At 32.8% G+C, this 23,423-nt stretch carries 14 protein-coding genes; 7 read left to right on the top strand and 7 right to left on the bottom strand.

The window, feature by feature from the left end; translation table 11 throughout:
• Nucleotides 1-64: 64 nt before the first annotated feature.
• A complete protein-coding gene (locus tag RGRSB_RS08705) occupies nt 65-1,627 on the bottom strand; it encodes an NAD(P)H-quinone oxidoreductase subunit N (protein WP_119260707.1) in 1,563 nt (520 codons plus the stop codon).
• Between the two features lie 1,850 nt (nt 1,628-3,477).
• On the opposite strand from RGRSB_RS08705, the gene mnmA reads away from it, so the two are divergent.
• Complete coding sequence (mnmA, locus tag RGRSB_RS08700) at nt 3,478-4,527, top strand: tRNA 2-thiouridine(34) synthase MnmA (protein WP_119260706.1); 1,050 nt, start codon at nt 3,478-3,480, stop codon at nt 4,525-4,527.
• A gap of 1,424 nt (nt 4,528-5,951) precedes the next feature.
• On the opposite strand, the gene RGRSB_RS08695 is transcribed toward mnmA, so the two are convergent.
• Both RGRSB_RS08695 and RGRSB_RS08690 read right to left on the bottom strand, forming a co-directional pair.
• Complete coding sequence (locus RGRSB_RS08695) at nt 5,952-6,242, bottom strand: hypothetical protein (RefSeq protein WP_232014506.1); 291 nt, start codon at nt 6,240-6,242, stop codon at nt 5,952-5,954.
• A 229-nt stretch (nt 6,243-6,471) separates the two neighbouring features.
• Nucleotides 6,472-7,338 (bottom strand): sugar kinase, encoded by an 867-nt coding sequence (locus RGRSB_RS08690; protein ID WP_119260704.1) that lies wholly within the window; start codon nt 7,336-7,338, stop codon nt 6,472-6,474.
• 11 nt (nt 7,339-7,349) lie between these two features.
• On the opposite strand from RGRSB_RS08690, the gene rsmI reads away from it, so the two are divergent.
• From rsmI to hypD, 4 genes are all read left to right on the top strand, one after another.
• Complete coding sequence (gene rsmI, locus RGRSB_RS08685) at nt 7,350-8,213, top strand: 16S rRNA (cytidine(1402)-2'-O)-methyltransferase (protein WP_119260703.1); 864 nt, start codon at nt 7,350-7,352, stop codon at nt 8,211-8,213.
• A gap of 424 nt (nt 8,214-8,637) precedes the next feature.
• The gene (locus RGRSB_RS11210) at nt 8,638-8,766 is read left to right on the top strand and encodes a DUF1993 family protein (RefSeq protein ID WP_119260702.1); all 129 of its coding nucleotides are present in this window, start codon (nt 8,638-8,640) and stop codon (nt 8,764-8,766) included.
• Between the two features lie 973 nt (nt 8,767-9,739).
• Entirely contained in the window at nt 9,740-10,348 is a 609-nt protein-coding gene (gene rpsD / locus RGRSB_RS08675) for a 30S ribosomal protein S4 (protein WP_119260701.1), read from the top strand.
• A gap of 1,817 nt (nt 10,349-12,165) precedes the next feature.
• Nucleotides 12,166-13,281, top strand: a complete 1,116-nt coding sequence (hypD, locus tag RGRSB_RS08670; RefSeq protein ID WP_119260700.1) for a hydrogenase formation protein HypD — start codon at nt 12,166-12,168, stop codon at nt 13,279-13,281.
• 1,698 nt (nt 13,282-14,979) lie between these two features.
• Here the strand turns inward: hypD and RGRSB_RS08665 are convergent.
• A complete protein-coding gene (locus RGRSB_RS08665) occupies nt 14,980-15,045 on the bottom strand; it encodes a transposase (protein ID WP_420823015.1) in 66 nt (21 codons plus the stop codon).
• 368 nt (nt 15,046-15,413) lie between these two features.
• On the opposite strand from RGRSB_RS08665, the gene RGRSB_RS08660 reads away from it, so the two are divergent.
• Entirely contained in the window at nt 15,414-16,082 is a 669-nt protein-coding gene (locus RGRSB_RS08660; protein ID WP_119261026.1) for a bifunctional 4-hydroxy-2-oxoglutarate aldolase/2-dehydro-3-deoxy-phosphogluconate aldolase, read from the top strand.
• A gap of 1,415 nt (nt 16,083-17,497) precedes the next feature.
• Here RGRSB_RS08660 and fabD read toward each other — a convergent pair.
• The 3 genes from fabD to plsX form a co-directional block, all read right to left on the bottom strand.
• Nucleotides 17,498-18,373, bottom strand: coding sequence for an ACP S-malonyltransferase (gene fabD, locus RGRSB_RS08655; RefSeq protein ID WP_119260699.1), 876 nt, complete (start codon nt 18,371-18,373; stop codon nt 17,498-17,500).
• Nucleotides 18,374-18,414: 41 nt separating this feature from the next.
• A complete protein-coding gene (locus RGRSB_RS08650; RefSeq protein ID WP_119261025.1) occupies nt 18,415-19,416 on the bottom strand; it encodes a beta-ketoacyl-ACP synthase III in 1,002 nt (333 codons plus the stop codon).
• A 79-nt stretch (nt 19,417-19,495) separates the two neighbouring features.
• Nucleotides 19,496-20,548 carry a phosphate acyltransferase PlsX gene (plsX, locus tag RGRSB_RS08645; protein ID WP_119260698.1) on the bottom strand — a complete coding sequence of 351 codons (1,053 nt, stop codon included), beginning with the start codon at nt 20,546-20,548 and terminating at the stop codon, nt 19,496-19,498.
• A gap of 165 nt (nt 20,549-20,713) precedes the next feature.
• Between plsX and RGRSB_RS08640 the strand changes: the two genes are divergently transcribed.
• Nucleotides 20,714-22,003: a D-alanyl-D-alanine carboxypeptidase gene (locus RGRSB_RS08640; RefSeq protein ID WP_119260697.1), complete on the top strand. Its 1,290-nt coding sequence runs from the start codon at nt 20,714-20,716 to the stop codon at nt 22,001-22,003.
• Nucleotides 22,004-23,423 lie beyond the last annotated feature (1,420 nt).

Here is a 23,423-nt window from a genome sequence, read left to right as displayed (position 1 = left end):
AGATAATCCAGACAGTAATGATGATAAGGTGGGCATTGCCCACCCCACCTGCTACCGGCAATTATTAGTGAGTTAGATTTGGTGTAGTCTCAAGCTGAGAGATTTGGCTATGAATAGTGACCGATTGTAAAATTGGGGTACTAGTTATTGAATTATCAACTAAAGTTAACAAAGGATTTGCTAAAATTCCAGCTAAAGAAGTGGCAATCATACTTAAAATTAACCCCACTTGTAGGGGACGCATCCCCGATAAATTCCAGCAAATTTTGGGATAGTTTTTCACCGCATCGGACATTTCTTGAGGTTCTTTCACTACCATCATTTTCACCACACGAATATAGTAATAGATGGAGATTACACTAGCGACTAAAGCGAGGATAACTAACCCATAAAGTTCCGCTTGCCAACCTGCCCAGAAAATGTAAATTTTTCCAAAAAAGCCAGCCAACGGAGGAATCCCACCTAAGGAAAGTAAACAGATACTCAACCCTAAAGTTAGTAAGGGATCTTTTTGATAAAGCCCAGCATATTCGCTAATTTTATCAGTTCCAGTCCGTAGGGAAAAGAGAATAACTCCTGTAAATGCCCCCAAGTTCATGAATAAATAAACCAGCAAATAAAACACCATGCTAGAGTATCCTTCATCCGTACCTGACACTAAGCCAATCATGATAAAACCGGCTTGGCTAATGGAAGAATAGGCTAACATCCGCTTCATGCTGGTTTGGGTTAAAGCTACTATATTTCCCAGCAACATACTGAGAATAGCTAAAGCGGTAAAGATAAAATGCCATTGTTCTTCAACCACAGCAAAAGTAGTCACTAACAGACGAATCGCAAGGGCAAATCCTGCGGCCTTAGAACCCACAGAAAGAAAGGCGACAACGGGAGTGGGAGAACCTTCATAAACATCGGGAGTCCATTGATGAAAAGGAACCGCAGAAATTTTAAAGGCAATTCCGGCAATGACGAAGACTAAGGCAATGATTATCCCTAAAGACTGTTCTCCGCCGACATTAGTAATGTTAGTAGCTATCGCATCGAGGTTAGTTTCTCCTCCGGATAAACCATAGAGAAGGGAAACTCCATACAGAAAAATAGCTGAACTAGAAGCCCCAATTAAAAGGTATTTCAAAGCTGCTTCATTGGAACGAGGGTCCCGTTTCATATACCCTGTCATCAAATAAGAGGAGATACTTAACATTTCTAGGGAAATAAAAATCATCACCAACTCATTAGCCCCACATAAGAACATTCCTCCTAGAGTAGCCGTTAACATGATGGCGATAAATTCAGCCAAAGATGTTTTTGTTTGTTCTATGTAACGAACTGACATCAAAACAGTCATTAAAGTAGACAGGGCGATAATGGACCGAAAAACAATGCTGAGGTTATCTCCATTAAATGACCCTAAAAAACTGATGGGAGTAGCAGTATCCCAAGCCAAACAAAGGGCGATAAGCGAAGTAAACAACCCAACCATGGCAGCATATGGTAGCCATGTTCTTGAACTACGACCAAAAATGAGGTCTCCTACCAAAATCAAGAGGAGAGTAATGATAACAATTCCTTCTGGCAGAATTGTTTCGGCATTAAGTTGACTGGCAATGTTGCTAGAAAAATCCATAGAGTTATGGTGAGAAAAGAACACCTAAGAGTTAAGCTTAAGGAATTATCCGGCTATTTGCTCCGGCTTCACCCCTTTGGATCATAATGGACAGAGGGAATTTCAGGCTAGTCTTTAAGGTTGCGTTCACCTTCAGTGCGCCTTTAGAGATCGCACTTTTGAGGAAATCTTGAACCGATGTGCTATTATTTCTGATTCTTTATCAAAAAGAATAGTAATGCTATTATATTCAGGTAATTTACTTAAGATTTGTAATTAAGTCGTCCTACAATTCTACTCTCCTAGATTAAGGGCAATATAGTTAATGGGAAAAACGCCAGATTCATAAAACTCTTTTTCTCTTCTAAGATTATCAAAGTTAGTTTAGCTATAAGCTTGTCTTCTAATTAACTTAATCTTCTGATTTATCTTTCCTAGTATCCATTGGAAGAGTAAATTACAAAAATAAGCTACAATTTTGTCAATTGTTCCATTTATTTTTTGAATAACTACTCAGAAAATATTGATAATGAGTTTATGTCCATTTTCAAGTTGCAAAATTTATTAAATACTTTATTACTTAAAATTTAAGTCTAAAAATATTTATCATTTTCTATTTATTTAAAATAGATATTCTAAATAGATATTTTTTATTTTCTCTATTTTAAGTAGCTTCTACATACCAAATATTTTTAAAAATATTTGGTATGTAGAAGCTTGTACTCTTTTACCTATTTAGTTTTTGCTCTAAAATTAGTGTTAGAGAGCATTTATTTAATTTTTTTATAAAATTATTAATTTCATACTAATTCTCTTTTTATAGAATTTATTTAACAATTTTAAGATCTTATTTTATAAGTAAATTATTTTTTTAAAATGATGAAGTTTATAAAGCTATATTTTTTCTATTTTTTGAGTTTCAAAAAAATCCTATCTTATTTTTTAAAGCAACATTTTTAATGTTAATCTCTAAAACTGCTTGAATTACTTTTGATTCTAGTTCTTCTATATAGAATATTCTTCTTTTTTAAAAGAACTAATTTTTACTAAAAACTTTATTGTATTGAACATTGTTAAAATAACAGCGATTTACCTAAAAAAATATTTGGTAATTACTTAAGGAAATATCTCTGACTCTATACGGGCAATTTAAATTGACTTCATTAGTAAAACTATTGAGTTACATAAAAATTTAATCTTGACTGCTAAAATAATAATCAGTCACTTTTATACTTTTAATATCAATTGCCTGATTAATAAAATCAAGTAATAGATTAGATAGTATATTAAATATATTTTTTCTTTAATTTCTACTTTTTTAGATAAGGAAATAATTTTTATCTATCTATAAAGAGAAGTGTTTTATGTGTTAATTCACGATAACCTATCTAGGTTTACATTGATTTTCTTTTCATTGCTATACTACACTTAGTCTAGGAAAACCATAACTTTGCTACTACAAAATAGTTCTATGATATCAATACTCTCAAGCTTAAAATTCTCAAGAAAATATCAAAAGTGTGGACCTTCCATACGAGGAATCTTGCTTGGCAATACTTCTAAGATAAAAAAGACTTTATTATTGCTTTTTTTCTATATAAAGGATAATTTTAAATTAAGTATTCAGAGTTATAGAACACAGTCAAAATAAGAACTTTGGAGTTTATTTTCTACTCATTTTTATGCTTAGTCCAGAATAACCATTATCATTATAATTAATGCTCTTCTCATAAAGACTTCATCTCTAGTATTTAATGTTAAACATTTACTCTTAAGATAGATTTATCGAATAACAATCAAAAGTCATAAGCCAACAGTTATAAGTAATGAGTTATCCTGAATAAAGTAAGGTTACGAGAAACACAAGTGTGATGGACAAAGTTCTGGTCGGTTTATCAGGTGGTGTTGATAGTTCTGTTGCGGCGGCTAGTCTTCAGCATCAAGGTTATGAAGTTATTGGGCTAACTCTATGGTTAATGAAAGGGAAAGGACAATGTTGTTCAGAGGGAATGGTGGACGCAGCTTTGATTTGCGAACAGTTGAGTATTCCCCACCATGTTGTTGATATCCGCGACGTATTTCAAGCTAATATTGTCGATTATTTAGTTTCAGGTTATGAGTCAGGGATAACGCCTCTTCCCTGTTCTCAATGTAATAAGGTGGTCAAATTTGGACCCATGTTAGAGTATGCTAAACAAAAATTGGAGTGCAATCGCATCGCTACGGGTCATTATGCACGCGTTCGCTACGATGAAGTTAATCAACGATATCAATTATTACGAGCAGTTGACTGTAATAAAGATCAATCTTATTTCCTTTATGATCTTTCCCAAGAGATATTAGCAGGAACTCTTTTTCCTTTGGGAAATCAAACTAAGGAAGAAACCAGAGAGATTGCTAATGAATTCAATTTGAAAACCGCAAATAAACCTGAAAGTCAAGATTTATGTTTAATTGAGGCTTATGGATCTATGAAAACTTTTCTGGATCAGAGTATTACTCAAAAAGAAGGAGATATTGTTAATCTCGACGGCAAGGTATTAGGAAAACATCAAGGAGTTCATCACTATACTATCGGACAACGTAAGGGTTTAGGAATTGCGGCAACTGAGCCATTATATGTAACAAAACTCGATCCCTTAATGAACCGGGTTATTGTTGCTAATCGTGGCAATGCAGAACGTTCTGATTGTACTGTAAATAGAATAAATTGGATTTCAATTCCTGACCTCTCTTCTCCTATTCAGGTAGAAACCCAAATTCGCTATCGTTCTCCTGCAGTTCCAGTTGATGTTATTCCTTTGGATAATCATCGTATTAAATTAGTCTTTCATGACCCTCAATTTGGGATTACTCCAGGTCAGGCAGCAGTTTTATATGATGGGGAAATTTTATTAGGAGGTGGTATTATTGAAAGATAAAAATCTATTTCTGTATTAAAAGTGTATTATAAATAATATTAAATGTTATCTATCGAAGAGGATTCAAGCAAATTTTGAGTATTCTTCAAATATTGAGGATGTGTGGTGTTATTTATTACAAATAAATCAGGATTAATATTTAAATTTTAAATTATGCTAAACATTTATTTTTATATTCTTTTAAAGACAACTGTTTGTCCTATGAGAGTTTTTGACTATATATAGTAATTTTACTGATATCCCTAGAAAAGGAAGATGGCAAGATTTAGAGTAACAGGTATGATAAAGGACTTTAAATCAACCTTCTTAAGAGCTTTACGTAGTAATTAACTTTAATTATCTTAGCTTTTCTAAACTAGCTATAACAACAGTTTAATAAACTAAAGCTTAAAGTTTTTCCTTGTAAATTTTGCAGTATTACAAAAATTTAATTTTAATAAAAATTGAGTTTCTGGAGTTTATATGATTTTCTTAAAGTAAGAGTTCTGAAAGTTATTAGCTATTAATTTAGTATACATTAGTCTAGAAGAGCAATTATTCTTTTTTCAATTTTCTTAAAAACACACTTAACTGATGATTGTTTGAGCAACAACAAAGAATAAACTCTCTACGATTAGTTAAATTGATAAAAAAGTTATGTACAGTTTCAGAATAATTTGAAAAAATACAATCTTTTCCATCAGATTTAATATCGCTTTTGTCATTATTGAACTTATTAGTTTTCAAATTTTATTAGTTTAAACTAGTGCAGTCAGTTTAGTCGTTGTCAGTACGGTAAGTTTGACACCGACTAAACATAAAAAGTCTTTGATATTAGTTAAACAGTTATTAAATAAACAGAAAATACACTCAATAATCAGCAAGTTATTTGTAAACAATCAATTTAACAAAATATTTTTAATCTAAACCATTGTCGAAATCAATCAGAATGTATTGGTAGAGAATTAAGTAAGCAAGTTTAAATAAGTAAAAAATATAAAAGTAGTTAAAACAAGGCAATTACTAGATGTTGGTTTACTTAAAAATTAAGCCTACTTATTAACCTAAAAAAATTAGGTAGATTACTAATCTGCCCATTTTTCTGGCTGCTGTTTATTAACACAGCTGTTTTCTTAGAATTTTTTTGAAAAATTTACATATTTTTAATATGATCTCTTAAAGAGACGATAAACTTAATATTTCAAAAATATATTGACTGTTTTCTTTAAACATAGTACTTCTGGACAAGATTAAGATGTTACCCTAGACTAGGCAATTTCTTCACTACAAGATTTTGATGAGCCTATCAATGTTCTTAGCACAATACATAGTGCATTTCACTATGCTATGGTTTATCCGTGCTAGACCACAAAAAGCATTGATTCCCTTTTTGGAAAATTCTTAGTTAGAATGCATTTAACAAAAAATTTTAGCTGATCTCTCATTTATTCTAGGATTGCTGATTCAAGAAGAAAATACTCGCCATTTTTCTTAAAAACAAGAATGTGATCACCTCTGTCAATTGATGTCCCTGGATGATGAAATCTCAATTTTGTATTATCCTTAACCTTGACGCATAAAACACTACCATAAGGACCTGAAATAATTCCAACAATAGTCCCTGATTGATAGGGACTATTGTACCCTAAATTTGGGTTAGCAACTCTCTCTTCTAAATTCGATTGGCAAACAGTTTGAGCGTTAATTATGGTAGTCACGCAAACTAGAGCCATCATGCCCACCAATATATTAAAAATTATTTTTATGGTAATTAATTCCCTCTAAGTAGTAGAAACACCCTTTTGTCTCCCTTTCTTCAACTCTAGAAAGATTTTTTATCTCACACCATAAAGATAAAACTATAACTACAAGATATGATAATAAACAACAACTTTTGTTAAAAAACAATAGTTGTTAAGAAAATTAAAATCAAAGAGACGAGTTTTAATCTCAATAAAACAACTATTAATCATTAACTATTTTAGACATCCATTGACGAGTTCCAAAATACTGACAAGCAATAGAGGCAACTTGAGAGGCTTTTGCTATAGAATTCTTAAAATTGTGTTTTAGAATAAAATGACAAAAAGCTCCATGAAAAATATCTCCAGCTCCTAATGTATCAACCGTTTTTATTTGTGAAACTTCAACAGTTCCTGATTCTTCTTTAGTCCAATATTGAATTGGATTTGCTCCTTTAGTAATAGCAATATAAGGAATTTTAATTCCTTTTAAATAATAAAATACATCGAGAGAGTTAAGACAATTAGGAGGATAAAAATTTTCAGAGCAAATCGCATAATTTATGTAAGGAAGAACTTTTGATAATCCAGGTTTCCAGCTTCCTCCATCCAAAACAACGGGAATTTTTAACCGTTGTGCTTCTTTGGCAATTATGATACTCGTAGATATTTGATGCCCATCTACCAAAATAACATCAACATCCTGTAAGATTTTCAAAAAAAGTTCGTTATTAATAATTACTTTAGATTTGGTAGCATTTATCGAGACAACAGCCCGTTCTCCTGTCGTTTTATTAACAATAATTGAAGAAGTAGATGGAGGTTTTTGTTGATAAGGATTCAAATCAAAAATATTAATTGAATAATCGTTTAATTCAGCATGAATTAATTGACTAATAGGATGATTTCCAATCACACTTAATAAGGTTGCTTGATTAGCAAAATATTTAAAAGTGATAGCCGCATTTGTTGCCGGTCCACCCGCAGAAATTGTTTCATCGATGGCTACAATTTTTTCATTATTGTGGGGAAAGTGATCGGTAAGATAGATTAAGTCTAGGGTTGTTAAACCGATAAATAATCCATTCATGAGTTATAAAAATGAGCAATGAAATCATACAAACAGGAACCCTTTATGTTGTCGGAACCCCCATTGGTAATTTGGAAGATATGACCCTAAGGGCGATCCGTATTCTAAAATCAGTGAATTTGATCGCCGCAGAAGATACCCGTCACACAGGAAAACTCCTACATTACTTCCAAGTTAACACTCCTCAGATAAGTTATCACCAACATAATCGATTGTCTCGTCAAGATGAGTTAATTAGCTATCTACAACGGGGAAAAACTATTGCGTTAGTCACTGATGCAGGAATGCCAGGTATTTCTGATCCAGGGTATGAATTAATTAAAGCTTGTATTGATAAAAATATTGCTACTATTCCGATCTCTGGAGCGAATGCTGCCATCATAGCCCTATCTGTTTCGGGGCTACCTACAGATCGTTTTGTTTTTGAAGGGTTTCTTTCCACGAAAAGTAAAATCAGGAGTGAGCACTTGACGTTTTTAAAAACGGAAACTCGTACCATAATTTTTTACGAGTCCCCTCATCGTCTATTACAAACTTTAACCGATTTAGGGGCTTTTTGGGGAGAAAATCGTTTAATTACAGTAGCTAGAGAATTAACGAAATTATATGAGGAATTATGGCGAGGAACCCTAGGAGAAGCAATCAATCGTTTCCAAGATTCAAGACACCTTAAAGGAGAATTTACCTTGATTATAGCAGGATGTCAGGCAGCCTCTAAATTAACATTAACCGAAGAACAATTAAAGAAAGAGTTAAGACAATTATTAGCCGTAGGAATGACGCGATCACAAGCAAGTCGTTATCTGGCACAATTAACCTCTTTTAACCGCCATCAAATTTATGAATTATCTTTAGAAATTAATAATCCTAGTTAATATTAAATTTTCCTAAACAATAGATATTACTCATTTAATAAAATTACTGTGGTTAGTTTTAACCTTTAAAGTATTTATAATAAAAATTGTCATACATCAAGTTATTTTCTTACGATAATTTACAGTCAAAATAACCTAGTAAATATTTTAAAAAAATGGAAAAGCTTATGCTTAAGTTAAAAAAATAAGCTGGCAGTTTTGATCGGTAATCGTCTATTACTTGATATTTTTCTTCTGTCTAAATAGATTCAAATTGTCTCTAGATATTGCCAGAAGGTGAACAATAATACTGGCAGAGGTAAAACACCAACAATAGAGGATAACTAGACAACTTTTTCAGAGTTAATTGGGTAAATTTAAGATAAGATTACTTAATTTCATTACCTTTACACCTGAACAGATTGACAAGACAAAAACTAGGTAGATTGGTCTATCTATAGGTGGAAAAATTTTGATTTTTGATGGAAAACAATTTTCTCTTCACTTTATCATGCCTAATATTTACTTTCACGTAATAACCGCTTATTATATCTTTTATTATTGTGGTGTATAAATTAGTAAATGTTATTATCTTAGTTCCTCTCAATATTTAGAATCATTATCGTAGTGTGAGCATTATTAATTTAGTTAAATGTAAATATTTAGCTTTTTTTGTTCAAATATTATTTAATGGTAATTAAATACAAAGTTTATATATTTTTTTAGAAATGGTTCAATGATCAGCAAAGCAATTCTAAACTTTTAAAAATTATCTAAAGTAGTAGAAAATTTATTAGCTTCTTATATATATTTATTTATTGTGAGTTTGATTAAGAAATAGCTATCTTTTAATTATTATTAAAATTTCATAAACTAAGTCTCCAACGACAATAGTTATTAAGTTTAAAATAGTTCTATAATCTTCATAGTTATTAATAACTATATCTTTGCTTTTCAAGAAACACTAGCATGTAAATATTTCTCGTTAGTCTACACATCAATCGTAAATATAAAACTGACTTTTTCTATTATTTTTTGTGTTGCGATATTATTACTGCCATCTCTATAAAATTTCAAAAAATATAATAAGAACTATTTTTTAATAAAAAACTGATGCACCTATCTAATCCTAAACGAATAAGTTGGATCACAGTTTAATAGTTAAAATTTTATGGATAATTAGTAGACTAAATAGATTATAACACCAGTCGTAATCTTTTTCTTATAGTCAAAATTTAATACATACAATTTTTGAAAAAATTAACTAATTTAGGGGCTGATTTTAAAATCATTAAAATAAAAAATTATACTATAAAAGTAGTTTAATAAAACGTATGAAAAACCAGTAATTTAGTAAAATTAACTAAGTTAATTTTACTAAATTACTGGTTTTAGATTAAAGAGTTTAGTTGTCTTTTAAAACTAATTTTTATGGTTAATTAACTCTCGGCTACCTCAATGTTAATTCCTAACTCCCAAAAATCACTAGAAATCGTGTACAATGACTATTTTGGAGTGACTGTGCATTTTAGGAGAACATCTGTTATATGTCTCGTTATAGAGGACCTCGCTTAAGAGTTGTGCGGCGACTGGGAGAACTCCCTGGACTAAGTCGCAAAACCCCCCGTCGTGCTTATCCCCCAGGGCAACACGGACAAGGACGTAGAAAGCGTTCAGAATATGCTATTCGTCTCGAAGAAAAACAAAAACTGCGCTTTAACTATGGCGTAACGGAAGGTCAGCTAGTACGCTATGTGAAAAAAGCTCGTAAAGCCACAGGTTCTACCGGTCAAAAACTTCTGGAATTGCTAGAAATGCGCCTTGATAATACAGTGTTTCGCTTAGGGATGGCGGGAACAATTCCAGGAGCTCGTCAGTTAGTTTCTCACGGTCATGTTACCGTTAATGGCCAAGTTGTTGATATCCCTAGTTATCAGTGTCGTCCTGGCGAAGTGATCTCAGTTCGTGCTCAAGATCGTTCTCGTCGTTTAGTGGAGGCGAATATGGAATACCCTGGTCTGGCTAACCTTCCAAGTCATTTAGATTTTGATAAAAATACTTTGACAGGGAAAGTTAATGGGGTTATTGAACGGGAATGGATAGCTTTACAAATTAATGAATTGTTGGTAGTTGAGTATTATTCTCGGAAAGCCTAGAAGAGTATTGGATAACTTCAACAGTTGTCCAATCTCCTCATGAGCTTCGATTATTTAACTTGACTTATAAAATAAATATAAAATCTTTGAGTCTTATCAAAGTTTTTCCCCGATAATTGAGTATTCTTTACACTTATTCACAAAGTTTCAGAAATTTGGTGTGCTTCATGATACAGTGACGATATCATCTGCGGTTTAACTAAATTTCTCAAAAGCACCTTTATGACCATAATAATTGTGTAGATTCATCGCCAGAGACTAAGGTAAAACTTAATTACTAGACAACTTATTTTTATTCTACACTTACTTAACGAAATCATAAACTTGTGTACCTCAAGAAAATTAATCCCCTATTTCATTAAGACTATTCTTGTCAGTATGTACTCGGAAATTAAGAGAGTATGATCACAAATCAATCGGTTCTTGTTACTTGGTGTTCAAAAGGTTTCAACTGACCGTACTCGAGGTGACTGAGATCTAGGTACAGCTATAATGGTACTTCTTGCTATTAGTCAAGGACTAACTGTTGACACCAGACCGCTAAATCACTTTATTATCCTACAAGAATTATTGGTTAGTCTTTTTAGGGTTCTTTAACTAAAGTTTGGACAATGTTATAGAAAGAGATAGGTCTTATCCAATCAAACCATTTTAACTTCCTGACTATATTCGTATAGATGAGAGAAGTAGATAAAAAACTCACTCGAATATTATAGGGAACTAGTTCTTCTCATAAGAATTGAGTAAAGCAAAAAAAAGTGAATTTAGTTTTCGGATAAGTTACCATGGTGGGGCTGTAATTTGTCTTATTGAACTCAAAAATTTTATTGTGTCATACATCGGGCTACAAACTAAATAATGTCATGGGTTTATATTAAATTGACAGCCCATTTATTTTCAATTTAAGGTAATTTAATTATCAAAAAAAAACTTTGAGGTCAATCAGTTTATATTCCTACCAGGCTTGACTAATAGTTTTAATTCACGGCAGTTAGTCAAGTAAGTTTAAAAAGAAAATAACACTTTCTATTCTTATTCTTTCAATATCAGCAGCTAATGAGCCCAATTTTGGGTATGGCGGACTACCAATAATAAATGTCTGAAACTATGACAAGCTAATTTAAGAGCGCTCACTCGTCTAATGTTACAGAAAGCTCCTGTTACTATTACTATTTTCTCTTAAATTTTTATATTCAACATCTTAACTTAATTCAAAATATTAGGGTAGGTGCATAAAGACTTTGTACTCATTTTTTATGAAACGAATATTCAAAAAAACTTAGATAGAAAAAGTAATTTAAAATTAATGAGTTAATAACTGTTACTTATAGTTGTTGCCTTTCAAGTTCATTCAATATATATTTTTTTCGACTATATTATATGCTAAAGATGTGAATACTCGCATATAAAATATGATTGCCACTAACTGTTTTTCCGTATTTTTTTTGCTATCACAAAAATCTTTGGTTTATGATATCGTCATTACTTGATAAATGACAGAGTGCAAGATACTAAATTATAATCATAATACAATTTTGATAAAAAGAAGAAACATATAATTCAAGATATTATTGAGTAAGAAAAGGTTAAATCATATTTATGAATGGATAAAGAAATGACCATAATTCTTTGGCGTATTTTAAATGATTAAATCTAGTTATTCAACTAAACCTTAATACTTAATTTATAAAGAAAAACTAAATTTATTCAACTTTGACAGAAGTCTTGACTAGCATGAGAGATAAGTATGGCTTTAAAAAATTAAAGAATGTTATTCAAATCTCACTCATCATTAATTAATTAAAAATCAATCAACTATGAAATTTGTTGACGAATACCGCGATGCTAACTTAGCTCAACAATATTCCAGGAAAATTGCCAAGATAACGACCAAAGATTGGAGGATAATGGAAATCTGTGGTGGACAGACCCATTCTATTGTGAAATATGGAATCGACGAACTTTTACCCTCAAAAATTACCTTGATTCATGGACCAGGTTGTCCAGTATGTGTAACCCCCATTCAATTGGTTGATTCGGCCTTAAAAATTGCCGCTCTTCAAGATGTAATTTTCTGTTCCTTTGGAGATATGTTGCGAGTCCCTGGAACTGATGAAGATTTGCTCACCGTCAAAGCAAGAGGGGGCGATGTCCGCATCGTATATTCTCCTTTAGATTGTCTTAGACTTTCTCGGGAAAATCCCAACAAACAGGTGGTCTTTTTTGCTGTAGGGTTTGAAACCACTACCCCTGCAACCGCCATGGTTGTTTATCAAGCTGCACAACACGCAATAACGAATCTTTCTTTATTGGTGTCTCATGTTTTGGTCCCCCCCGCTATGAAAACTCTTTTAGAATCACCTGAATCCCAAATACAAGGGTTTTTAGCCGCTGGTCATGTTTGCACAGTAATGGGATATGAAGACTATAATCCTATTGCCCAAAAATACGGTGTTCCCATTGTAATAACAGGGTTTGAACCTGTTGATATTCTCCAAGGAATTTATCTATGTCTGCAACAGCTAGAGTCAGGACAGGCATACTGTGAAAACCAATATGTTCGTTCCGTGGAACAACAGGGAAATTCTATCGCAAAACAAATTATTCAAGAAGTATTTGAAGTAGTTCCCCGACAATGGCGAGGTATTGGGGAGATTAGTCAAAGTGGCTTAGGGTTGCGGGGAAAATATGCAAGTTTTGACGCCTCGAAACGGTTCGCTGAGGAGTTATCTTTAATCAAACCTTCTCATATCTCTTCGATTTGTATTAGTGGGGAAATTATGCAAGGCCGTAAAAAACCCCACCATTGTCCTGCCTTTGGGAAGGGATGCACCCCAGAACATCCGTTAGGCGCACCCATGGTATCCTCAGAAGGAGCTTGTGCTGCTTACTATCGCTATCGTAGTTATCAAAGTCAAACGTTGATGAGTTGAGAGATAAAAACTTTATAGTAATATCTTTTTTTTACTTTGGTCGCAGCCCCGATAACTATAATAAAAATTAACCTTACTATTAAGTACTGTTATTTTAGATAGAGTTTTATGTTAGGACGACTAATTTTCCTGATTCTGAACGTAAAAACTAGCAAACAATAAACTCATTAAGGAATAGCTGCTAATAACAGCGTAGACTTAAATACGAATTATCAAGAGATATTCTAATCTTTTAGATTAAAAAGTAATCTAGTTTTTATTGGTAAAATTGTGATTATTCAATGGGGAAGGCGAGTATTTAAGACTACTCCATTATCATTAAAGGGTTGGACTTCTATTATTTTAGGAATCTATATTGTTCTTTTGTTAGGAAAAATATCTTACCTTATTAGGGTACTTAATGATAATAAACTAGAACTCAATAACTAAAATTTACTAGTTAACTCCAAAGCATAGATTGATATCCTAAAGTCTTTGTTTAATCGATTTCTTATTGGTCGTTCCAGAGAAAATGAAGAGATAGTTTATTATTAATGCTAATCGTTTATAGGAGATATTTAACGATTTGTTTCATGAAAGAGTAAACTATTACTGGTTAAGAGAAAGTTATAAACCTGTTATTTTTTTTAATGAAGTTAAATAAAAATTGACCTTATAGGTGGAACTTTAAGTATTGATGATACAGTCACCGGAACACTTTTTAGTAAAGTGGATTAAAAGATATTTATTAGCTATTTTTAGTTAGGTAATAGACATAAAATAACTCAAGTAATTAGATTGACTATTTAGTTTTCTTCCGAAAATTTAGAAGTATTAGTTTGTCTGAGTTATAAACTTAATAAAAAAATATAAATATTAATCAACAAATGAAAGTATAAATAAGTCTAAAGCTTAGAAATAGAGGAAATTATAAAAAAAGTATATTTAATATTTTTTGAAAAAATTAAGATACTAAAAAGCATTAAATAAATAACATCGTTCAATTTTATATTTATCTTTTTAAGATAATTAAGACTTAAATAAAGTAAATAAAAATCTAGTTAAAAGTAATTATGTGAATGTAATATATTTACAGTCTTAATTTTTAAGAAAAGTTAAACTTATTTTTTAGTGGTTCACAAGCCTGCATAAAGATAGAGTTAATGAGAGCTAAAAAGTTATTTTTTTATTAAAATTAAATATAAAAAAATATCTATTTAAGTTGACTTAAGTTTTATTTAAAAGTATTGAACTTAAAAAAATAATTCTCTTATTCATTAATATATTTAGTGATTCCTGATAAATTTAAAGTTCTTTCTAGAGATAACAATTATTTTACCTATCCTAGATAATTTATACTAAAAATATTTAGTCAATCCACAACTATTAGCAGAGATTATCTTAATTAGAAATTTAATTTTCTTAAATATTTTTCTCTAAAGCCTTAACAAGATTTTTTTAAAAAATAAGGTTAATAAGTCCATATAATAGTTCATTTAATTCTTGAATTATTTTCTCTAAAAATCTCAAGTTCATAAGTTTATACACATAAAATATTAATCGTTATAAAAAAAGGTTAACCTTGAATTAATAACCAATTTAAGAAGTGATGTATTAGTTCTCCATTCTTATCTTTACTTCTGTTGTCAGCTTTTTAAGCTCTATCAAACTAATAATGTAAAGTTAACTGGCAAAATGCTAAGTTTAAAAACTTCGTAGTTAAAAATTAACAACATTTTTGAATCCATAAGCTCTCCTTTTAATTAACTTCAATTTATTATTAATCTCTTCTGTTATTCCTTGGTTTGTTCTTTGGTAAAAATTAGGTAATTATTTTTATAATATAACTCTTTATTGTTTCGCAGTTTTCTGGTTATATAGTATTGGCTAAATTATAACTATGGTTGTTGATAAACCTGTTATTGAACATTAATTTTTATCTTTATATTTTTAACTTTTAAATTATAGATTTGGGTAAGACCACATTCCATTATAATTTGAGACATTTTTTGATATATAAAGAATTTTTTTAGAAAAAATTGATATAATATTGGTTTTGGTATTCGTTATAATTCAGAAATTTTTCTTGTATTAAGTGTGCGTAATGGTTAAACTAGATTTGGAAAATTAATTATCTCTAAAACAAAAATTTGATCTCTTCAAACTCTTCTAGAAACCCTTCACTGGTTTGGCAAGATTTGCTCAGACAACATCGGGCTATTGCCGTCATCCGCACTAATAATTTAAATCACGGCTTAGACATGGCCAAAGCCGTGTCTGCTGGTGGAATTCGTATAATTGAAATTACCTGGAATAGTGACAGACCTGTCCAATTGATTCGCCAAATTTGCGAGGAATTGCCTAACTGTACCATCGGAACAGGGACGATTTTAAACCTCGAACAGCTACAAGAGGCAATTGCAGCTAAGGTTCAGTTTTGCTTTACCCCCCACGTCAACCCTACATTAATTCAAACCGCTATTAACGCTGAAATTCCTATAATTCCTGGTGCTTTATCTCCTACGGAAATTATTACAGCTTGGCAATTAGGAGCTAGTTGCGTTAAAGTTTTTCCTGTACAAGCGATAGGAGGAGTCCCTTATATTGAAGGGCTACAAGGTCCTTTGGGGTCGATTCCGCTCATTCCCACTGGTGGCGTAACCCTCGACAATGCTGCGGACTTTATTCAAGCAGGGGCGATTGCAGTAGGGTTATCAGGTCAATTATTTCCTGAGAATGCTATTGATAATAAAAATTGGGAAGTCATAACTCAAAAAGCTCAAATATTGCTGCAACAACTAAAGCCTTTTTCTTCTATCTAAAAATTTGCTGTCTCACCAGTTTTCTTTCAAAGATAATTTCTGAAAGTTTAGTCGATTTCTGGTTAAAATTAGATAAAATGGAAAGTATGTAAAAGCTAGTAAATCATAAGAGTTTTTGTTATTTCTGAGTTCAGTTTAATAGAACTTTATAGAGGAAGAAAAAAGCAGTAGCTATCTTCTGAAAGGAGCCTTTGTTGAGGTCTGGTTTTATGAGTACAGATTTTGTCTCGACCTTATAAAAATATTTTGTGATTTAGATGACTTCTATCAAGAATTTGAACAACATGGCAATGCTGTTCAAAAATTGACATGCTTAGAGAGAAAAATTTCGTGGGGTAGTATCATGAATTTAAACCGTATTTGATTATATAAACGGCGGAAGTTAGTTGTCAGATTCTAAGTCAATTAAAGGCAAAACAAATGACGGTAAACTTATTTTTAAGTTAGCAAAAGATTAAAGTGGAAAGTCATTTGAAAACTGAGAACACATTACTCAATAACTCTTTGAAAGTCCCTATAAACAAGGAATTTAATTAATTACTCATTATTAACATAAAATGAAGTAAAAGTCGTTAAAACCGATTGATAAAATTATGCGTTTTCAACGTTATTTGATTGAAATAGTTTACGACCAATATTAAAATATCTCTTGGATTGAACATTCAAGATATTTAAGTGTTTAAAACTTTTTTTGTTATACTGAATCTGTCATTTAAAAATTTAAAATATAAAGATAAGGTTTTATCATGAATAATGTACTTTTTGAAAGCTATAATTTTTATATAAAGACTATTTGCCCAGGTTTTGTGTTTACATTTAATTATGCTAAATTTGACGTTTTAATTTAATTAATATCTATGACATTAAATATCAACTCAGTTTAATAAACGAGATCTTAAATTTAGAAGATATCACCATCACCTATATTTTAAGTAAGCTCAATAGAAGAAATCAGTATTTATAGATACTCTATAAAAGTTTTATTAAAGAAATGTTTTTTACAACTTAAATAGTGGTGGATGGATTTCGTGTTGTGAAACATATTAATGAAGATTTAGACTGCTAAAAAAGTCTAAAAAGATAGCAATAAAAAAACAAAACATGACTAAAATAAATCATAGTAAATATTCTTTACTCAAGAAAAAATTAATCCTGACCAATAAAAAGAAATAAAAGATAGAGGAGGTTAAAAAAATATTATTTGTCTTAGGAAAGATACATCAAATAAAAAAGAAAATAAGAGATTTTTTTGAAAATTAAATAATGAGTTATGAGGCTTACAATATTCTTTTTATAATAAACAGAAACTGCTCATCAATATTTTTCAAAGAGTTATTAGATAGTAGATTGCTCTAAATAAAAGAGTTTAGCCGTAGTTTAGTTGAGCTTAACTACTTCTCTATTAATTAATTTCGTCAGACCAAGTCTTTGATTCCACTGACATTAGCTAACTCCAGATCAGGACAAGTGCGCTTAATTAGTCCCGTCAACACCTTTCCCGGACCAACCTCAATCCCTTGACTAATCTCTTCTTGACGCAATTGCAACATTATCTCCCGCCAACGAACAGAACTAGTCATCTGTTTAGTTAAATGAGCTTTCAAGACTGTTCCTGACTGAGTAGGAGTAGGCTCAACATTAGAAAGTACCGGAATTTGAGCATCAGTAAATTCATAAGCAGTCAATAATGTCTCAAATTGTTGAGCTACTGTTTTCATTAACGGAGAATGGAATGCTCCAGACACTTTAAGGGGAACGACTCGTTTAGCCTTAATCTGAGAGAGAACCCCCTTGACTGCTTCAGGGGTTCCTGAAATAACTACCTGTTGCTCACTATTATCGTTAGCTAATACGACATCAGGGTTAGCTGCAATCACCTGTTCTAATTGAATTCGATCAAACTTCATTAAGGCGGCCATTTTTCCCCCAGCAACTGTATCCATTAACTGGGCGCGACGTTGAACCAATTGTAATCCGGTAGCAAAATCGAACACTCTCGCTGCATACAAAGCCGAATACTCCCCTAAACTATGTCCTGCCACCAAATCTGGTATTTGACCTTTTTCTCGAAGTAAATCGCTTAAAATACTCTCAATTACATACAAACAAGGCTGAGTATAGAGAGTACGAGATAATTCTTCCTCATCTCCCTGACATTTTTCCACCACAGACCAACCCAGAATCTGCTGTGCTTGTTCAAATTTAGTTTTGCCGATGAGAGTCTCTTGTAAATCTACCCCCATCCCAACGGTTTGTGATCCTTGTCCTGGAAATACCCACGCTATTTTCATTTGTTATTATCAATAAATTTTTAAAAACTAATTAAAGGTGATTAAATGCCCCAGCGAAAAATTACTGCACCCCAGCTCAAACCTGCTCCAAACCCGGAACTAGCGATTACATCTCCCGTTTTAATTTTCCCGTCTCTGACAGCTTCATCAAGGGCAATAGGGATAGACGCGGCTGACGTGTTACCGCACTCTTCTAGGTTAGCAATGACTTTCTCTGAGGGAATCTTGAGCCGTTGAGCCACCGCACAGATGATACGCTGATTGGCTTGGTGTAGAATCAGCCAGTCAATATCGTCACTGGACATGTTAGCACGAAATAGGGCCCTTTCGATAACTTCTGGCACTTTAGCTACAGCAAAACGGTAAACCTCTCGTCCGTTCATGGTGACAGGATGGTAAGTCCCTTGACTGATAGTAATCTCATCTTTAAGGGTTTTCTCTTGTCCTTCGTAAGAAAGATTAAGGGAATGATGTTGCTGTCCATTACTATACATATCAAACCCTAATAAGCGATCTTCATGAAGATTTGCTTGACAAACTACTGCGCCTGCTCCGTCGCCAAAGAGAACACAGGTGTTACGATCTGACCAATCTATCCAACGGGAAAGGACATCAGCCCCAATCACTACTACCCGTTGATAAACCCCAGTCCGAATAAATTGAGCGGCCGTAATTAAGGCGAAAACAAAGCCCGAACACGCAGCCGTCAAATCAAAAGCTACCGCATTAGAAGCTCCTAATAATTGTTGTATCTTAGTCGCACTTCCGAATAAGTCATCAGGGGTAGAAGTCGCTAAAATAATTAAGTCAATATCTTTAGGAGTCAGACCAGCCATAGTAATTGCTCCTTGAGCTGCTTGAGCCGAGATATCGCTAAGGGATGTATCGGGCGAAGCTAAATGCCGACGGCCGATTCCGGTACGTGTCCGAATCCACTCATCGGAGGTATCAACAAGACGACTAAGATCATCATTATTGATCACCTGGGTTGGTATGAATGAACCACAGCCCGTAATTGCAATTTTAGCTCCTGATGCGTTCAACAATTTTCTCCTTGGGTCTCCCTGAGATATTTGTGATGATCGGGGAGAATACTCCCCTAAAAGTACTTTAGTATCAGTATCACGGTTCACTGTTTACTATGGATGAATTATCTTCGATCTTATCGAAGATAATAGACTTATCAGCTTGAATACGCTCAATAACTCGGTGAGCAATTGCTTCTTTTGCCAAGCGGATCGCATTAAAAATTGATGGGGCTTGGGAGCTACCATGACTAATAATACAAATTCCGGCGACCCCAAACAATAATGCACCTCCATGTTCAGCATGATCGACACGCTGTTTCAGCTTCTTCAGGTTCGGCTTAAGGATTTGACCGCCAATTTTTCCACGCCATCCTTGAGGCAATTCCTCACGCATAATTTGTAGGAGGATTTCTCCAACAGCTTCTGCAAATTTGAGCAGAACGTTCCCAACAAAACCATCACAGACGATTACGTCAAACTGGCCCGAGAGGACATCTCTTCCCTCTGCATTCCCGATAAAGGGAATTTCTTTGTTTTTTTCTAATAATTCATAAGTTCTTAAAGCTAAATCATTGCCCTTGCTAGATTCCTCTCCGATATTGAGTAAACCCACCTTGGGTTGGTCAACTCCCATTACATATTGGCTGTAAATAGTCCCCATCAGGGCAAATTGTTCCAAATATTTGGGACGACAATCGACATTAGCCCCTACATCTAAAATAATCACGGATTTACCAGCTAGTAGGGTGGGGAAGACAGCCCCAATTGCGGGACGATCAATACCTTTGATGCGGCCTAAACGGAGAGAAGCTGCCGCCATGGCAGCCCCTGAATGTCCCGCTGAAACCACCGCATCAGCACGGTTTTGTTTAACTAAATCCATTACTACGTTGATGGATGCTTTGGGTTTACGTCTAAGTCCCTTAAGTCCTTCGTCCATAGCGATCACCCCATCGGACTCGACAATTTCGATGTTAGGGGCATGAGCATGGTGTTTTAGGGAGTTTTGGATTTGTTGGTGATCGCCAACCAACAAAACGGTTACATCTAGCTCTTCGGAAGCTCGGATCGCTCCAGCGACGATTTCACCGGGGGCGTGATCCCCTCCCATAGCGTCTACTGCAATTCTTGCTGGGGTTGCTGCCATTGAATCAAAGTGATAGAAACCTTCAAAATTTTAACAGAAGCCCTGAAAAATCCGAACAGAAAGAATTCGCAATTTCACAACAGGCTAAACAAATAATGATAAAAAAAGAAAGATCAAGAAAATTAACATTACCCAGATTATCGCATGACGTGAGGTGATTTCAGAATGCAAGAACTATTCGGTTTAGCCATTGCTAATTTATTGATAAATGTTTTAAGGCTTAACCCAGAACCGTTGCAGCCAATCATGGTGGCTGCCTGGCAACAGGCAAAAATTTTTGATGTTCCTACCACTCCTGATCCTATAGTGGAAAAAATTGTGGCTGACTATCTCCAAAACATCACAGCCCTAGGTTTCTCTCTAGACAGACAAGGGGTTTGGATTCAATCAGATTGGGCTTATCTAGGACAAAATCAGTCTAATATTCCTTTATCTGCTGCGTCTCTGACTAAAATTGCCACCTCTATTGCTGCCTTGGAAACTTGGAAAACAGACCATCATTTTGAAACCCTAATTTATAGGGTAGGTTCTTTCAAGGATGGAGTCTTGATAGGAGATTTGGTAATTCAAGGAAACGGTGATCCCTTATTTGTTTGGGAAGAAGCAATCACACTGGGTAATCACTTAAACAAATTGGGAATTCGTCAAGTAACAGGTAATTTAATCATTGTTGACAATTTTTCGATGAATTTTAAATCTAATCCACAAACCGCAGGGGAACTGCTTAAAGTAGGCTTAGATAAATCTCGTTGGCCTAGAATTATTGAACAAAAATATCAAAACTTCCTTCCAAATACTCCTCGTCCTCAAGTAGCGATTATGGGTAAGGTTCAAGTTCAATCTTATCTCCCAGAAGGTTCTCAATTACTAATTCTTCACCAGTCTTTAACTTTGGCTGAACTCCTCAAACAAATGAATCTTTACAGTAATAATGCCATGGCTGAGAGCCTAGCACAATCAATGGGAGGGGCAAAGATAGTAGCTCAGAAAGCCGCCAGAGCGGCTAATGTTCCCCTCGAGGAAATTCAATTGATTAATGGATCCGGATTGGGACTCGAAAACCGTATTTCTCCTCAAGCATCTGTGGCTATGTTAATTGGTATTCAGGAGAAGTTGAAAGGACATCCCATCAATGTCACAGACATTTTTCCAATGGCTGGACGAGACACCACCGGAACGGTAAAATGGCGTAATCTTCCAGATGGGGTGGCGGTTAAAACGGGAACCTTAGCTCAAGTAAGTGCCTTGGCAGGGGTGATATCTACGAAAGAGCGGGGTCAAGTTTGGTTTTCTATCATTAATCATGGCCACAATATTGATCGCTTTCGAGCTGAACAGGATCGATTGTTACAGCGTTTAGCTGATCATTGGCAACTGACTAATTTTTCATCAACTCAGCAAACTAAACCATATTTAGGTGATCCTCAACGTAATAAGTTAAAAGCCAAAAGTTAAATTTTTAGGCTCAATGACTTTCACATTTAGTAAGAATTAAACCAATCATTGGGTTAAGCTTCTTAAAGAGATTTGCTTATGTAGAAATATACCTAAAAATTTGTCTGTCTTACTAGGAGATAAGAAAAATTTACTAGCTTTCCTAAATTAAGTAGGATAGGTTAGTAGGAAAAATAGCGGTTTCACAAGACTCTCCTTCTAAAATAATCAAAGCTAGTTCAGCCATAAGCTTATTTTTTAATCAATTTAATTTTCTGATTGATCTCTTCTCCAATTTTGTTTGAGGTTCGATTGTTGAAATAAGCTATAATCTGTCAACCCATATACTTGTTACCTGACAACTCTTCGATAAACTTCTATAATAAACAGTTTTCGTCTATTATAGAAATTTATCGAAGAGTTATCACTCATTATTTAAGTTTAGAAAATTTATCTTATTTTATTTTTTACTTAATGCATCTTACCTAAGCACTATAAGTATTTTTTAAAAGTCTTCTATAAAAGATTTTTTTGTCAATCGTACTCTATTTTTTCTTACATTAAAATATATTCATTCTTTAGCTATCTTAATAAATGGAATAAATAGAATTATTTTTAGATAGAAGTTAAAAACAATTTAACTAATTTTAGTTTTTTAACTTTTTTACAACTGTATTTATGTTAAGTGTTGGTAACCTCTTTGTAGATAAGGTTTTAACATTATTTCAATGTATTGGTTTAGCTTTAACTTAATTGACTATTTATTATCTAATAAACCAACGAAAAATTTCAGAAAACAATTAAAATATTTTGTTTTTTTTAACAATCAACTTAAGCAGACATTAAGGACGGTCTTAGCTTAAATTTATTTAAAATAAAATTATGTTTACTGACTAGTGTCTTAGTCTATAAAAAAGTTAAAAAATTAGTTATTTTTGATTTATTCAATAGGAATAAATCAAAAATAAAATGAAATGATGTCCAATATATATTGGCTGATATTCAGCTTATTATTATAAATTTTACGATTAATATCAAACTGTTGTGTATTAAAACTATGGAAATATATTTTAACCTAATTTAAAATATGTTTCTAAAACAAAGACAAAAGTTACTTTAACTATTTTATGCATTAAACATAATATTTTTTCGATAAAAGAACAGTGCTAGTAATTTTTTTTTAATATTTTTTTTGTCAAGGCTAATTTTACAGAGTAATTATCCTGATCGGTTATGCAGAACTTAACAATGTTTGCTTTATAATCAAAATGCAAAGTAGAGAAATTTTGGAATTAAAAAATTCTTTATTTTTTAATTCTAAAATTTCTTCTTTTAAGATTTTATTCGAGTCACAACAATTCGGACCAACAAGTTCGGTAACCATTCCTAATAACGGGAACACCATCTTCGTCTTAAGAATCTTTTCAGATTTAAAAGATTC

Source organism: cyanobacterium endosymbiont of Rhopalodia gibberula, from assembly GCF_003574135.1.
GTDB lineage: Bacteria > Cyanobacteriota > Cyanobacteriia > Cyanobacteriales > Microcystaceae > Rippkaea.
This window is presented reverse-complemented; position numbering and strand designations above follow the sequence as displayed.

What these genes read in the sequence shown, in the direction of transcription:
- RGRSB_RS08705 (WP_119260707.1), bottom strand. Translation starts at nt 1,627, where the DNA reads ATGGATTTTTCTAGCAACATTGCCAGTCAACTTAATGCCGAAACAATT.
- mnmA (WP_119260706.1), top strand. Translation starts at nt 3,478, where the DNA reads ATGGACAAAGTTCTGGTCGGTTTATCAGGTGGTGTTGATAGTTCTGTT.
- RGRSB_RS08695 (WP_232014506.1), bottom strand. Translation starts at nt 6,242, where the DNA reads ATGATGGCTCTAGTTTGCGTGACTACCATAATTAACGCTCAAACTGTT.
- RGRSB_RS08690 (WP_119260704.1), bottom strand. Translation starts at nt 7,338, where the DNA reads ATGAATGGATTATTTATCGGTTTAACAACCCTAGACTTAATCTATCTT.
- rsmI (WP_119260703.1), top strand. Translation starts at nt 7,350, where the DNA reads ATGAGCAATGAAATCATACAAACAGGAACCCTTTATGTTGTCGGAACC.
- rpsD (WP_119260701.1), top strand. Translation starts at nt 9,740, where the DNA reads ATGTCTCGTTATAGAGGACCTCGCTTAAGAGTTGTGCGGCGACTGGGA.
- hypD (WP_119260700.1), top strand. Translation starts at nt 12,166, where the DNA reads ATGAAATTTGTTGACGAATACCGCGATGCTAACTTAGCTCAACAATAT.
- fabD (WP_119260699.1), bottom strand. Translation starts at nt 18,373, where the DNA reads ATGAAAATAGCGTGGGTATTTCCAGGACAAGGATCACAAACCGTTGGG.
- plsX (WP_119260698.1), bottom strand. Translation starts at nt 20,548, where the DNA reads ATGGCAGCAACCCCAGCAAGAATTGCAGTAGACGCTATGGGAGGGGAT.
- RGRSB_RS08640 (WP_119260697.1), top strand. Translation starts at nt 20,714, where the DNA reads ATGCAAGAACTATTCGGTTTAGCCATTGCTAATTTATTGATAAATGTT.